Consider the following 14378-nt stretch of genomic DNA (forward strand, 5'->3'; position numbering starts at 1 on the left):
GCACTTTTAAGTGGTAAATATACGGAGAGAGGGAATTCCAAGAGGGTAATAATACTCTTAACTTTAGTCTAGCTGGAGCATTTCGAATTTTTTAAGCCTCTTTTTTGACCCTTATCGCTATTTTCAAAAATGTAATCGCCTGTTTTTTGAAGCAAATCTACGTTTTCAAAAATGTTTTCTCAATATTAACTAAAAGTTCAACAAAACTCCCTAGATCATAAAAAAGCCAGCGAGAACTGTGATTCCCGCCAGCCAACATGTTCTTTATGAAATTCTTCCTTCCACCATATCCACCAGCTTATTAACCGTCTTCCAGTTCCTTACTGTCACCGGAATACCTATTTTCGAAAGCTGATTTAGTAATTTTGAATTGCGCACACCTTCCCTTAGCAACAAATAAATATCTTTGCCATCAAGTCGGTATTCATCTACATCACTTTCAAACTGCTCCAGTTTTGCCATCGCCTCTACGGAAGCTTTACTTTGCAAGAACGCTACATGAACAAGGTCATTTTTCACATCCTTTACCCTAAAAGGACAATCACGGACCAATCTAGTAAAAGCGTGTGCCTCCCTTAACACAACGGGAACATTCATGCCGAACCTCTCCAGAATAACTTGTTCGAGAAGCACCCTAAGAGAAACCAGTTCCCTATCCGAGGTTTCAAAAATCACATTGCCACTTTGAATATAAGTTTGAACCCCGTTTAAACCTACTGCCTCTATCGCATCTTTCAACTCAGCCATTTTAATTTTGTTATGTCCACCAACGTTAATCCCTCTTAACAGTGCTACATATATCAATAGACGGCTCCTTCCCTTTACACAAGTGTTTCTCTAAATACTCGAACGAAAACTTTTTCCCACATAATGTCTCTACTTTTTCGAGCCAAGTGTATCTTTCTGAAGGATGCATATATACTTCCTTCACCTTTTCAAATATTTCAGCCTGACCGTACATTCCTCGAATCCCAAAATGTTCGTGAATCATATCCCTTATGCCACACGCAAAAATATAGTCTTGAATATAAACAGGAAAACTCACAAAAAACATTTCTTTTGCGGGGTGCGGACCTTCTCCTTTCAAGCCGAAAACTTCATGATAACACGCATTTGATAACGCCTGAAAATCTTGCTCCGGATTCTCGTACATCCGGAATTCAATCAAACTCAGCATATAGTTATACAAAATGATGATGACATCAAATAAGTTATTCATCTCTTGAATTTGCTGACAAACATCTTCCCCAACCGCAAAATTCTTTCTTAAGAAATCTTCCTGTACCGACACAGCTTGAAACAATTCCGCCATTCCCTCATGACCAACCACACTTTTCATTCGGTACAGTTCTGGATACTCATCACTTGAAAAATGATCATACAGTGCGTGACCCGCTTCATGAGTACCAGTCAAGAAAGCGGAAAATCCATCACGTTTATTGACAATCAGTTTAATCTTATCCTTTGAAAACGCTGTGCAATAACCACCAAAAGGGATTGATTTCAACTCAAAATCAATGCCCATTTTTTTTGATTCTAGCCCTAAACTTTCAAACATGTCCGCTAATGCAGCTTCCATCTTCGCTGCCGGAAACAACCTTTCATCCACTTTAAAAAAGTTAAATGCTACATACATTAAGTCATAGTAATACAAGTCTTCCCATCCAAACTTCTCTTTCACCCGTGCGACCCAGTTGTACATGACAGGCCTTATGGTTTCTATCAAACCTGAAACCCCACGGTGATATTGACCAAGGTCACTGCCCGTTAGCTTAAAGGCATACTCATAAAAGTGTTCATAACCTTTATCGCGTGCCACTCGATTACGCTCACGTATCAAGCGACGCAGCATTTCCTCATTCTCATGTCCAAACTCATTGGAAAGAGAAAATAGGGTCTTCCTCAAGTCCCTTTTCTCATTACCAATCATTACCGAAAATACCGCACCTGTATCAAACTCCTCTTCTCCAATCAAAAATTTCTTTTTGAGAAGTCGTTCTTGAAGCGGTTCAGCTAAATCAGTTACATATGAATGACAATTTAGTTGTTCGATTTCCATTTGTTTCAAAAAAATTTCTAAGCGCCTCTGCCAAAGAGGCTCTGACAATCGTTCCTTCCATTCTTTCAAATTCTTTTCCAAGTATTTGTTAGATAAAATCTCTTGCAAACGTGCAGAAAAATCATCATTTTCCTGCTGTTCTTCCTGAATCAACTGTGAATACTCCATTTCCTGCCTGCTTCTCATTAACCGTTCGACTTCCATCACTAAATCTCCGTAAGCCCGTTTCCAATCTTCAACATTTTCAGCAGCTAAAACATGCTCCATATTTAAGCCCCCTTGTCTTTATAATGGCTTACATTCGTCTTAGGCAAGGCATAATCCTTGCGAAGGAATAAATTTTACCATGTTTTGGGTATTCGCCCTTTCCCTCTACTCATGCCTACATAGATTATAAAGGACTAAAATATAAAGAAATAAAGGAGAGTCGCCCATGAACCCTTTTTCATTTTTCCAAGGTTATCTTCCTCAACCAAACAATTATTTCATTGAAAATCAGGAAGGACAGCAACAGTCACCATTTGGATCTTACCCATTTGCAAGACAGGTGGATGAGTTCGGCTTTGACTTATATGCGCCGCAAAATGAGGCACAGCAGCAACTTCAGCAGGCTGAAATAAGTCACGAAGCTTTCCATCCACATATTCGCCAACATCACTTCGAATACGATGCAGGCAATTTCAATCCTGTTCCATATTTAAACCAACAGCAGCAGTATTACAATCCACAACAGTTTGCAGGCTACCAGACTCAAGACCAGTACCGCGACTTCCAGGATCAGTACCAACAACAAGCGCAGTGGAATTACACAGAACAACAAGGTTATGGAGCAGAGAAACTTCAAGATGAACAGCACGATCCAGACCGTCAACCTAACCTAGAAAGAAGAGTTAGTGCCCTAGAAAGAAAAGAAGAACAAAACTCTCGTGAAATTGAGCGTCTTAACAGAGAAAACAACCAACAACAACGTGCCATTGAGCGATTAACCAATCAAAACCAACAGCAAAACCAAGAAATCGAGCGATTGAATCGCCGCTTAAATCGCGTCAACCAAAGGCTTCGCGCAGTCGAAAACAGACTGAACATCCCTTTCACTCCATTTGAAGGTGGGTACTAAGAACTAAAAGATTGTTGTTTTGGGATAAGTTTAGTGAATGTAAGCCTAGTAGTTGATTGAAGCGGAAGGTGCAAGACACCTGTGGGAGCAGCGGGACAGGTGAGACCCCGCAGGCGTGAATCCGCCGAGGCGGCTCACCGCCCGCCTCACGGAAAGGGAGCATCCTGGAGCAGAAATCAACCACTACTTCAAACTTGTTAAGTAGCAACAACGTTTACGAAAACAGCCATTAAATAAAATAGAAAAGTCCTGAACCAATCTTGGTTCAGGACTTTTCTTTATCTTCTATTTTCCAATTGCTGTCCGTCTTCTTCTATAGATCAATTCCTCCAGGGTCCCGGAGCCAAACAATACACCTGAAACGATGAAGACCAAGCCTAGAATATGATGCGCGGTAATACTTTCACCTAAAAGAAGAGCTGATCCAACTAGAGAAAAGAATGTATTCAAGTTTAAGAAGATAGCTGCTTCAGCAGCACCTACGATAGAAATCGAGTAATTATACATCATATGACCAAGAGCCGTTGCAATTAATCCAGAAGCAAAGAATGCACCCCAAATACTTGGAGGTAAATCATTCATTGTTGCCAAGGCACCTGGTTCTTTTACAAGGCTGATGATGAATAAAATGATAGAACCAAAAACAAGCATATATCCCGTTAACAGACGAGGATCTAATGTTTTCGCCGCTTTACTGATAATAATGAAACTTAGAGCTTGTGTAACGATCGATAAAAATACGGAAACGTCGCCCATCGATAAACCGGAAAATCCATTTCCACTCGATAGGATGGTTAAGTAAACTCCGACCCCACCTAAAATAAATCCAATCGCCTTCATTCTTGTTGGCTTTTGGCGGAGTATAATCGTTGCCATGATGGCTGTAAGTATCGGACCCGACCCTAAAATTAGTCCACCATTTGTCGCTGAGGTGTTTCTTAATCCGATAGACAAAAAGTAATGGTGGCACACTACGTTCAACAAGCCTCCAAAAATAATATATTTCCATTCTTTCTTCGTTGGAATTCTAACTTTCTTCATGATAGCGAGTACAAGAAACACAAATAATCCGGCAGAAAATACGCGTACTGATGTAATTGTCACTGGCATAACATGACTTACAAGTATCTTCAATGTCGGAACGTTTAAGCCCCATGCAACCATAACACCTATCAATATGAGGTACGTCTGCAAGTTTTTCAACTGGAAGCCTCTTTCCATAAATGAATTTACAATTTTATCATTATATCAGAGATTAATAGATAATGGTTGTAAACAGTTTCTACCAATTTAAAAACTTTGTGTTAGATTATCTAACACAAAGTTCACGAATTCATGTATATTATTTAAAAAGGTGGTGAATCCATGTATGGGAAAAGAAGACTATAAAGAAAAAAAGGTCATTACAATCGGCATCGTCAAGGAGTTAACGGGATTATCCGAGCGACAGATACGTTATTACGAAGAAAGAAAATTGATCTTCCCAGAAAGGACTTCAGGCGGTAGCCGGAAATACTCCTTTGCCGATGTTGAACTACTCATGGAAATAGCCAACAAAATTGAGGATGGCGTACAAACGTATGAAATCCGACAGGAAATGGTTCGAAAGCAAAAACAACAAAACGAAAAAGACCTTCAAAAGAAAATGATTCAAGGACAGCTCAATGCCCATTTCGGCATCCAGAAGTATAAATAAGAAATCATATCCCACCTCAAAAGAATTGTATGTTAGATTTCCTCACACAATCATAGATATCCTCCTCCCTTCATGCAAAAATACAGTAAGCATTATATTTCGGGAGGAGAGATAAAATGGATACAGCTTTTTTATTAAACAGTTTGTGGGTGATGGTTTCAGCAGTACTCGTTATTTTGATGATCGGGGGCTTTATCTTACTTGAAACCGGTTCGACCAGAATGAAAAACGCCGGGCATATTGCCGGGAAGACCATCTTTACTTTTGGGATTTCCTCCATCGTCTTTTGGGCAGTAGGTTTTGGCTTTGTTTTTGGAAAAGGTAATGCATTAATCGGATTTTCCGATTTTTTGTATTCAGGTTACGATATTGATAACTTAAGCCTTTCGGGTTCTGTATTTTTCTTATTCCAATTGGCCTTCGCAGGCATTTCACTTACCATTGCGTTCGGCGGATTTGCAGAAAGAGCAAAGCTTTCCGTATACCTCGTCTTCGCCTTATTGTTTTCGTTATTTATTTACCCTCCAATAGCGCATTGGATCTGGGGCGGTGGTTGGCTTGCCGAACACGGCAAACAGGATTTTGCAGGTTCTACCGTTGTTCACTTGACTGGTGCAATGGCAGCACTTGCGGCTACTATTCTCTTAAAACCACGTATCGGTAAATACAATAAAGACGGTTCCGCTAATAATTTAGAAGGGCATAATCAAGTTTTCACAGCACTAAGCGTATTGTTGTTATGGGTTGGATGGTTCGGTTTCAATGCAGGTAGCACTTTATCTGTGGATGGCGCCTTCTTTGGATTTGTTGCGTTAAACACAAACTTGGCCGCTGCAGCTGGAACAGTGGCAGCTTTAATCATTTCTTGGATTGTCATGGGAAAAGCAGACGTTACAACCATGCTCAACGGAGCTCTTGCAGGATTAGTTGCCATCACAGCTTCTTGTGCATTCGTTGATACTTGGGCAGCCGTTCTGATCGGGTTCGTTGCCGGCATCCTTGTTTTTTACAGCACAAGATTCTTTGAAAAGCGCAAAATTGATGATCCTATCTACGCATTATCCGTTCACGGCGCTGCCGGTGTGTGGGGAACACTGTCTACAGGACTTTTCACAACAAAGGAATTAGCATCAGTAGGGAAGCCTGGTTTGTTTTACGGCGGCGGATTAGATCAATTAGTCGTGCAAGCTTTAGGAGTCATTGCATGTGGTGCCTATGCCTTTATAGTTGCTTTTGCCCTTCTATATGTCATGAAGAAAGTCATGAAGGGATTGCGTGTTACAGAGGAAGAAGAAATTATCGGCTTGGACATGAGTGAACACGGCAGCTACGGGTACCCTGAATTAATCAAGAACGAACGCAAACTTCATACTTTAAACGACGAGCAGCAATCCCAAACAAGCTAACAAATTTCACAGGCGGCCTACACCTAAGGCCGTCTTTTAAACTATTGGTTCAGTTAATCTTACCTATGGATTGCCGCTCCAATCAACAAAGTGGAGAAAATCAACAATTCACCTTAATTCCCCTTTATTTTTCAGGAATACTGGCAGAAGGCACGAAAAGTCTACTTGTACGAAAATTTGCATGCTTAAATATGAGGATTATGGCGTAATTTTCTCTCTTAAAATGGATATGAAAATATCACTTTATACCCTTGTGAGGTTTAGAAACTTATTTATGCTCTTGTTTTTTGGTCGTAATCGCCATTTTCAAAAATGTTATCGCCTGTTTTTTCAGGGTAATCAACTTTTTCAAAAATTTATTCGCTAATTTCATATTCGACTTTTAGAAAAATCACGAAATCAGAGAAATCCCCGTCGATTTTCTCAAAAAATGGGCTCTGTTGATTTCCACTCCAGCCACTTGCTTTCCTAGGAGTCAAGCACCCTCCACTCCAATCAACAAATGCAGAAAATCAACAATGCACTTTAAAATAACCAAACTTATTAAAGGATGGGCGATGAGGATGACATCCACCACTTACTCGGACATTAGGAAAAAGCGTAATCTCGAAATTCCCCTGATTCAATATGAACATTTAAAACTGAATGCCCTTCATGACGAATTGATGCAAGAAGTAATCGTTGTGGCACTCCAAAGGATAGGGAAACCCCCTTGCCCATTCACTTTTTTTACAATGGGTAGCGGAGGGCGATTTGAACAAGTGATTTGGAGCGATCAGGATCATGGGATCATTTTCAGGGAACATAATGATCGTAACAAAGCCTATTTCCTTTTGCTTGGCAAAGAGATTTCAAAAGGTCTTTTCAAAGCCGGCTACCCTTATTGTGATGGTGGGGTGATGGCCGACAATCCACTCTGGTGCAAATCCTTTATGGATTGGGAAAAACAACTATCGCATTGGGTTATGGATTCTTCATGGGAAAACATCCGTCACTTGTTGATCTTTATGGATGCCCGTTCCCTATACGGTGAACATCATTTTGTTACCCTGTTAAAAGAAAGGGCCATAGACGACATCCATAAGGAACACTTACTATCTAGAATTCTAGAAAACACTTTGCATCTTAAAAAAGGAATTGGCATTCTTGGGCAATTCCTTACCGAAACACATGGAACACATACGGGAACCTTAAACATGAAAGAGAAGGTTTTGTTTCCATATGTGAACGCGGTGAGATTGTTATCGATAAAAGATAGAATTTATGTATCCCCTACCCTGTCCCGTCTTAAAGAAATCCCTGAGCAGACACTTCCTATTGGAGAACGCAAATTGTATGAAGAGAACTTCGCTAAAATATTAGGCTTCAGACTACTTTACGGGAATCATGATAACTACGATACGGGGCACTTCTTGGCGATTGACAAACTGAGTACATTTCAAAAGAAAGAGTTAAAGGAAATCATGAAAAACGGGATCCACCTTTACGAGACTGTGAGACGGTTGGTCTTGAAGGATGGGCATCATGGGGCTAAATGAGATGTTGCAGTTTTTTAGACAGATGTCAGGTAAGCTTGGTTCGAATGTTTACGCTGGTGTACAGGGTCAGGTGAGTCCACAGCATATTTCGTTTATGCGGCAATTACAGCGGGAGATGAAGGAAAAGAGTACGCTGGATTTACCTCTGAAGGATTTGCCGGTGGTTGTATTTGATATTGAAACAACTGGGTTTCACCCTGAAAAAGGTGACTATGTCATTTCGATTGGAGCCATCAAAATGATAGGAGAAGAGATTATAGAGTCAGATACGTTCTACTCTCTAATCAAATCACACGTTCCTTTGCCTTATGAGATTTCAAAGCTAACGAACATTCAAGATGAGGATTTACTTATTGCTCCGGAAGCTTCTGAAGTGTTGATCAATTTTTTGAAGTTTATTAATAGCAGTATTCTTGTTGCCCATCACGCGAAGCATGAACAGATTTTTATGCAACGAATGACTTTGGATTTGCTTAGGACAAAATTCGAACATCGAGTGATTGATACATCCTTTTTGATGCGCATTGTCGATCCAAATGTAAAAGCTCTCTCTCTCGAAGAGGCTTGCTCCCTGTGTGAAGTGGAAATTCGGAATCGTCACCACGCCCTATGGGATGCAAGGATGACAGCCGAAATATGGAGTTTTTATTTGAAGAAAGCTACAGACGCCGGATTTCACCAATTGCGAGATGTTTATGAGCAGTTAGCAAAGTTATAAAACCAATAATTTAAATTATTTTAAAATATTGACATCTTTAAAAACGTCTGTTAAATTATTCATTAATTAATAAAGTTTTTGACGAGAAAGAGTACGATAAATGTATCTGTTCACCAGAGAGTCGGCACTTGGTGGAAGCCGATGTACAGGGTTTATCCGAAAATCATCTCTGAGATGCAGAGCTGAAATGTTAGTAAGCTTTGACGGTTCTTCCTCCGTTATAGGGAACACGTATGTTGGTACGTTGACTGAGCGCCGTGAAATTATTTTTGCGGAATAAGGGTGGTAACGCGAGCACAAACTCGTCCCTGTTTTAGGGGCGAGTTTTTTTGTTTTTTCAAAAGCGAAGCCATCTTCAGCACAACGACCTCAAACAACACAAAAGGAGAGGTTAAGATGAAGAAGAGAGACACATTATTTATGGGGTTAATGTTATTTTCGATGTTTTTTGGAGCTGGCAATCTCATTTTCCCACCCGTTTTAGGAGCTCAGTCTGGAACTTCCTTCTGGTTTGCGATGGCAGGCTTTATTCTGACAGGAGTCGGTTTACCACTTGCAGTACTTTTAGCAATCTCGTTAGTAAAAGGCGGCGTACAAACAATCGGTAATCGCGTGCACCCCATTTTCAGTACCGTATTTATGGTTGTTATCTATCTATCGATTGGGCCTTTCTTGGCCATTCCAAGAAACGCAAACGTAGCATTCGAAATGAGCGTCCTGCCGTTTATGAGCAGTTCAATGAATTCCACTCTTGTTTTGTTTTTATATTCTTTCGTTTTCTTTTTACTCGTTTACGCAGTGAGTTTGAATCCTGCCACAATGGAAAAATATTTAGGCCGCTGGATTACACCCGCTTTATTATTGGCTATGGTCGTATTATGTGCAGTCGGACTTTTCAAGCTCGATGCACCGCTTTCGACACCAACTGAGGCATATCAATCAGGCGCATTTTTCAAAGGATTTTTAGAAGGCTACAACACAATGGATGCACTTGCATCGCTTGCATTCGGTATTGTCATTTTATCAGCAGTGAGCCAAAGAGGCGTCCGCGATGAAAAGCAACTAACAAAGTACACGTTAAAAGCTTCTATGATTGCTGGCGTATTACTTGCTTTAGTGTATGTCTTCCTTGGTTTGATGGGCGGAAAGATGGTTGCAAACGGTACTTTCGAAAGTGGCACAAGTCTCCTTGCAGCAACTTCTACGCTTTTATTCGGAAAAAGCGGTACCGTATTGCTAGGTGTTATTTTCACATTAGCTTGTTTTACTACCGTTGTAGGATTAACGACTGCATGCGGACAGTATTTCTCTAAGCTTTTGCCAAAAGTGAGCTATAAGATGGTTGTATCGGCTGTTACACTTGTAGGTTTCACTTTATCAAACATGGGTCTGGCACAAATCTTGAAGGTTTCTGTACCATTCCTTGTAACGGCTTATCCGTTGACAATCGTCCTTGTCGCTCTTACTTTCTTTAACCGTTTCTTCAAAAACACACGTAAAGTTTATGGGACGGCGATGTTATTTACTGGAGTTTTCGCTACCTTAAGCGGGTTGAGCGTATTCGGAGTCAAACTAGGACCTGTTCAAACAATGAGAGAAGCATTACCATTCGCTTCTGTAGGTATGGAATGGGTTGTACCGGCGCTAGTTGGAACTGGATTAGGAATGTTGTTGAGCTTATTTGATAGCAAAAAAGAAAATTCTTACGAGGAAGTTGAGGTAAAAGCTTCATAAACAAAGAAGGGCCAGCTTTCGCAATTTGCGAGAACTGACCCTTCTTTGATGATTACAACCTCAAATACTTCAAAGCATATGAGGCAAGTTGCACTCGATTTTCGAGATTCAGTTTTTCCAAAAGGTTCTTGATATGATTTTTAACCGTATTTTCAGCAATAAACAATCGTTCGGCAATTTGTTTGTTGGTTAACCCGTCTGACACGAGCAATAAGATCTCACTTTCCCTTGGTGTTAAGAGATTGGTCGATGCTACATCCTGGATGTCCCTTTCCCTAAACTGATAGAGAAGTTTACTGGCCATGTCTCTTGTTGCTGTATCCGATCCATCCACTATCGATCTGAGGTATTGTATCCAATCATCCGGGTCCATATTTTTCAGCAAGTAGCCTTGGGCACCATATTGAATGGCCGTAAATAAATCTCCAACGTCATCTGAAACACTTAGAATGATGACTTTTATCAATGGGTATTTCCCCTTGATCAGTTTTGTCGCTTCCAAACCATTTAACACCGGCATCTCGATATCAATAAGCACGATGTCAGGGAGTAAACTATCGCAAAGACGAACTGCTTCTTCCCCATTTGTCGCTTGTCCCACCACCGTAAAATCTTCATCGTCCTCAAGCATGGTCATAATCGCTTCCCTTGCGTGCGGGTGATCGTCTGCAATCAATATTCTGAAAGGACTCATCATTTATTCCTACTTCCTTGAATTCTTATACTTGTCCCCTTGCCCAATTCAGCAGAAATGTCTACAGAGGCATTTACCTTTGCCGCACGTTCTTTCAACATGGATAATCCGTATTGTTGAGGAGAAACTGTCTCCTCTGTAAATCCTATCCCATTGTCGTGGATGACCATGAGCCAACCATTTGATGATGACGTTAAATCCAGACAAGCCACTTCTGCTTTACTATGCTTTCTTATGTTCATAAAAGCTTCTTGAATGATGCCAAATATTTGGATTTCTTCTGAAGGAGTGAAGTACCCCTCATTCACACGAATAGTGGATTGCACTTCAATACCTGAAACAACACTCCAATCATTCAGCCACTTTTCTGTTTTACTGGAAAAAGAAACAGCCTCTTCAGGTTTGACGCGCAAATTATGGATCGCTTGTCTTACATGAGTATCTATCGAGTTCACAAGCCCTTGTGCCTCTGTTATTTTCCCCTTCTTTAGATGTACATTTAGCAAAAATAACGTTTGGGCAATATTGTCATGCAGTTCCTTAGCAAGCCTTTCGCGCTCTTCATAGATGGCCCTTAATTCTCGCTCGGCAGCAATACGCTGATTTTTTTCTTCTATCACCTTGAACATCCAAGTTGAAAAGGCGAATGAGACGATAAACGTTAAGATCGTGATAAAATAATTACCTACATCCATTGAAAGGTTATGCAGCAATACTGAATGGCGCAAAAATTCGAATCCACCAATCAAAATCGTCGGAATTAAGATCGTAAAGATTTTCAACGAACGGTAGGACAAAATAAACCACTCCTTCTCTTTCCAACATCTTATCACCATGAAGTATCGAAAACAAAAGAAAAACACAGCCATACGGCTGCATCTTCTAGGCTGAAAAATATTCTTTCGCAGCAGGAATTCTTCTAATCAGAAAATAATCAATAAGGAGTACAAAGATGATTGAAATACCTGCAAGTGGCAACAATATCCCGAGCAGTATCGTCAGCGCCAATACCTTCCTCGACATTTTATCACTCTTTAGTTTCGTTGGTGCGCCAAGCTTTCCAGCTGGACGGCGTTTCCACCACATCACTACACCGCTCCATACGATGAGAACTAGTCCAAGACACGTTAATAATCCAAACAACTGATTCAGCAGTCCAAAGTAACGGCCTTCATGCAAGGCAATACCAATTTCAATCACTTTTGCCATCGGGCCATAATCAGCAAACCTCAAGTCAGCGAGCACTCCACCTGTATATTGATTGATATGCAATGTCGCTTGATCCTTAGGCTTTTGTGGGAAAACAGAAATCGTGTAAACCCCCGTCTCTCCTTCAGGGAAATTAATACTAAAGCCAGGATGCACATTTTTTTCTTCTGCAATCTGAATAATGTTTTCAACAGGCAGTGACGGCAACGAATTTAAATTATAGGATTTCGGTACCGGCATTGATTCGGCTGCCCAAGGAACATCAGCAACTTCTTTTGTAGGAACGGAAGACTGAGGTACTTCATCCCAAAGCTGCATCGGATAACCAGTGTGAGTCGAAGTGGCAACTTGATTTATTTTATCCCCAAGGAACCCTGCCCAAGGAAGTCCTGTCAATACGAGTAGCAGGATAAATAATGATAACCACGTTCCAAGCATCACGTGCGTGTCTCGATAAAAAATCCGCTTTCCTTGTTTGAATCTAATCTTAAAAATTCCATATAGTTTTCCATCACGCGGAAACCACAAATATAACCCTGTTATCAATAGAATGATAGCCCAACATGCTGCCAGCTCGACGATACGATCACCAATAGTACCAATCATGAGCTCTCCATGCAGTTTTACTACCCACTCCATGAACATTTCATCTTTTTTCAATTCTCCAAGAATGTCACCATTGTAAGGATTCACATACACAATATAGCTTCCTGCCGTTTTTAGCACTTCAATTTCCGTAGATCTTTCTTTCGTTTCACCTTTACGGAAACGCGAAATTTTTGCATCAGGATATTCTTTTTCAACAATGGCTATTTGCTCAGTTGCCGAAATGGGAGCGCCTTTTTGCTCTACTTGATATAGGTCTTTATAAAGGATATTTTGAATTTCTGGTTTAAATAGATAGATTCCACCTGTTATCGCTAACATGATCAAAATCGGAGCAAAAATCACTCCGGCATAAAAATGCCATCTCCATACCCTTCGGTAAATACTTGTATTATTGTCTTTCATTTACGTTCCCCCGCCTGTACATTCTTTTTTTACTATAAATAAATGTACAATAGGGGCATCCACTTTTCTATGACTCACAAGGGCTAGTTTAGAGTCTTAAATGTGACAAAAAAATGAAATGAATTAATACTCCACAGCAAAAAGCTTTAAAGTTTCCTCACCGTCATGAGAAGGAATCAATTTTTCAAAAGTTAACCCAATCTTTTCCAATAGCTTTGCAGACTTTTCATTGTCTTCTGTGGTGATCGCAACGATGCGATGTAAATGCAGATGGTTGCGTCCATATTCCATGACAGCAGTAGCCGCCTCATACGCAAAACCTTTTGAACCGTACCTTTCAAGAAAGGCAAAACCGATATCTACATTTTCCAAACTCTCTCTTTTAATCAATCCACAAATTCCGACCGGAGTCTCATCATCCTTCGTTTCAACTAAGTACAATCCAAAACCGAATTGACCATACATCGCCATTGGCCCTTCAACGATATATTTCCGGGCATCATCTATATTTCTAACTCCTTTATCTCCAATATACTTTATCCATGAAGGCTCATTTAAAAGTTCTAAAATAAACTCTGCATCCTTTTCCGTTAACAAGCGAACAATGAGGCGCTCAGTCTCTGCTATTTTCATAGTTACACATCTCTTTCATTCTTTTTCCTATAGCTTAGTGTTTTTCAAAGCATTTGGGAAGTTCATAGAATAAAAAAAGAGACCCGCATCCAGTGCGGCTCCCACAATATTTATATACGCTTTGCTCCTACATAACGCGGTTTCCAATATGTGTTGCTTAAATATGAAATCGTCACTCCTTTAGAAGATGAGGAGTGTATAAACTGACCGTTCCCGATATAAATACCAACATGAGTTGGTTTTGAAGATGTGTAAGTTTTATAGAAAACAAGATCTCCAGGTACTAAAGTGTAGACGCGGGTACCTACTCCCCACATTTCCCCAGCAGTACGCGGTAAATACTTCCCTGCTCTAGAATAAGAATATTTCACAAGTCCTGAGCAATCGAATCCAGTTGACGGGCTCATACCGCCCCAAGTATATTTAACACCGATATTCTTTTTCGCGGTGCTGATCGCAGTTGTATGATATGTAGCTGCTTCACCCATTGTCGGTAACATAATGCCGAGAATCATAGTTAGTAAAAGTACTGCAGTGAATTTCTTTAACAAGTTGTTTTACCC

At 40.3% G+C, this 14378-nt stretch carries 14 protein-coding genes and 1 other annotated feature; of the genes, 6 read left to right on the forward strand and 8 right to left on the reverse strand.

Features of this window, described 5'->3' with window-relative positions; genetic code table 11:
• Positions 1-264: 264 nt before the first annotated feature.
• Together BMZ31_RS13455 and BMZ31_RS13460 are read right to left on the reverse strand one after the other, a co-directional pair.
• Complete coding sequence (locus BMZ31_RS13455; protein WP_090832272.1) at positions 265-804, reverse strand: DUF1697 domain-containing protein; 540 nt, start codon at positions 802-804, stop codon at positions 265-267.
• Positions 773-2326, reverse strand: a complete 1554-nt coding sequence (locus tag BMZ31_RS13460; protein ID WP_090832273.1) for a gluzincin family metallopeptidase — start codon at positions 2324-2326, stop codon at positions 773-775. Before BMZ31_RS13460 ends, BMZ31_RS13455 begins: the two co-directional genes overlap by 32 nt.
• A gap of 376 nt (positions 2327-2702) precedes the next feature.
• Between BMZ31_RS13460 and BMZ31_RS13465 the strand changes: the two genes are divergently transcribed.
• Positions 2703-3176, forward strand: coding sequence for a hypothetical protein (locus BMZ31_RS13465; RefSeq protein ID WP_090832471.1), 474 nt, complete (start codon positions 2703-2705; stop codon positions 3174-3176).
• Positions 3177-3461: 285 nt separating this feature from the next.
• Here BMZ31_RS13465 and BMZ31_RS13470 read toward each other — a convergent pair whose 3' ends face one another.
• Complete coding sequence (locus BMZ31_RS13470; RefSeq protein WP_090832274.1) at positions 3462-4379, reverse strand: DMT family transporter; 918 nt, start codon at positions 4377-4379, stop codon at positions 3462-3464.
• Positions 4380-4545: 166 nt separating this feature from the next.
• Here BMZ31_RS13470 and BMZ31_RS13475 point away from each other — a divergent pair, with 166 nt between their 5' ends.
• The 5 genes from BMZ31_RS13475 (at position 4546) to brnQ (ending at position 10268) form a co-directional block, all read left to right on the forward strand.
• Complete coding sequence (locus BMZ31_RS13475) at positions 4546-4872, forward strand: MerR family transcriptional regulator (protein ID WP_090832275.1); 327 nt, start codon at positions 4546-4548, stop codon at positions 4870-4872.
• A gap of 116 nt (positions 4873-4988) precedes the next feature.
• On the forward strand, positions 4989-6278 hold the full coding sequence (locus BMZ31_RS13480; RefSeq protein WP_090832276.1) for an ammonium transporter: 1290 nt from the start codon (positions 4989-4991) through the stop codon (positions 6276-6278).
• 563 nt (positions 6279-6841) lie between these two features.
• Positions 6842-7816 carry a DUF294 nucleotidyltransferase-like domain-containing protein gene (locus tag BMZ31_RS13485; RefSeq protein ID WP_090832277.1) on the forward strand — a complete coding sequence of 325 codons (975 nt, stop codon included), beginning with the start codon at positions 6842-6844 and terminating at the stop codon, positions 7814-7816.
• Positions 7803-8534: an exonuclease domain-containing protein gene (locus BMZ31_RS13490; protein WP_090832278.1), complete on the forward strand. Its 732-nt coding sequence runs from the start codon at positions 7803-7805 to the stop codon at positions 8532-8534. Before BMZ31_RS13485 ends, BMZ31_RS13490 begins: the two co-directional genes overlap by 14 nt.
• A gap of 69 nt (positions 8535-8603) precedes the next feature.
• Positions 8604-8847 (forward strand) — a binding site (T-box leader).
• 83 nt (positions 8848-8930) lie between these two features.
• Positions 8931-10268: a branched-chain amino acid transport system II carrier protein gene (brnQ, locus tag BMZ31_RS13495; RefSeq protein ID WP_090832279.1), complete on the forward strand. Its 1338-nt coding sequence runs from the start codon at positions 8931-8933 to the stop codon at positions 10266-10268.
• A gap of 52 nt (positions 10269-10320) precedes the next feature.
• On the opposite strand, the gene BMZ31_RS13500 is transcribed toward brnQ, so the two are convergent.
• The 5 genes from BMZ31_RS13500 to BMZ31_RS13520 form a co-directional block, all read right to left on the reverse strand.
• On the reverse strand, positions 10321-10962 hold the full coding sequence (locus BMZ31_RS13500; protein WP_090832473.1) for a response regulator: 642 nt from the start codon (positions 10960-10962) through the stop codon (positions 10321-10323).
• Positions 10962-11744, reverse strand: coding sequence for a sensor histidine kinase (locus BMZ31_RS13505; protein WP_175478108.1), 783 nt, complete (start codon positions 11742-11744; stop codon positions 10962-10964). The genes BMZ31_RS13500 and BMZ31_RS13505 overlap by 1 nt, the downstream gene beginning before the upstream one ends.
• A gap of 100 nt (positions 11745-11844) precedes the next feature.
• Complete coding sequence (locus BMZ31_RS13510; RefSeq protein WP_090832281.1) at positions 11845-13182, reverse strand: PepSY-associated TM helix domain-containing protein; 1338 nt, start codon at positions 13180-13182, stop codon at positions 11845-11847.
• A gap of 123 nt (positions 13183-13305) precedes the next feature.
• A complete protein-coding gene (locus BMZ31_RS13515; RefSeq protein WP_090832282.1) occupies positions 13306-13815 on the reverse strand; it encodes a GNAT family N-acetyltransferase in 510 nt (169 codons plus the stop codon).
• A 110-nt stretch (positions 13816-13925) separates the two neighbouring features.
• Positions 13926-14366, reverse strand: a complete 441-nt coding sequence (locus BMZ31_RS13520) for a C40 family peptidase (protein WP_254778809.1) — start codon at positions 14364-14366, stop codon at positions 13926-13928.
• Positions 14367-14378: the final 12 nt, after the last annotated feature.

This window comes from Bacillus sp. cl95 (assembly GCF_900115925.1).
GTDB lineage: Bacteria > Bacillota > Bacilli > Bacillales > Cytobacillaceae > Neobacillus_A.

Bases quoted from the DNA above. Each gene is read 5' to 3' on its own strand.
- BMZ31_RS13460 (WP_090832273.1), bottom strand. From the start codon at position 2,326: ATGGAGCATGTTTTAGCTGCTGAAAATGTTGAAGATTGGAAACGGGCT.
- BMZ31_RS13475 (WP_090832275.1), top strand. From the start codon at position 4,546: ATGGGAAAAGAAGACTATAAAGAAAAAAAGGTCATTACAATCGGCATC.
- BMZ31_RS13480 (WP_090832276.1), top strand. From the start codon at position 4,989: ATGGATACAGCTTTTTTATTAAACAGTTTGTGGGTGATGGTTTCAGCA.
- BMZ31_RS13485 (WP_090832277.1), top strand. From the start codon at position 6,842: ATGACATCCACCACTTACTCGGACATTAGGAAAAAGCGTAATCTCGAA.
- BMZ31_RS13490 (WP_090832278.1), top strand. From the start codon at position 7,803: ATGGGGCTAAATGAGATGTTGCAGTTTTTTAGACAGATGTCAGGTAAG.
- brnQ (WP_090832279.1), top strand. From the start codon at position 8,931: ATGAAGAAGAGAGACACATTATTTATGGGGTTAATGTTATTTTCGATG.
- BMZ31_RS13500 (WP_090832473.1), bottom strand. From the start codon at position 10,962: ATGAGTCCTTTCAGAATATTGATTGCAGACGATCACCCGCACGCAAGG.
- BMZ31_RS13510 (WP_090832281.1), bottom strand. From the start codon at position 13,182: ATGAAAGACAATAATACAAGTATTTACCGAAGGGTATGGAGATGGCAT.
- BMZ31_RS13515 (WP_090832282.1), bottom strand. From the start codon at position 13,815: ATGAAAATAGCAGAGACTGAGCGCCTCATTGTTCGCTTGTTAACGGAA.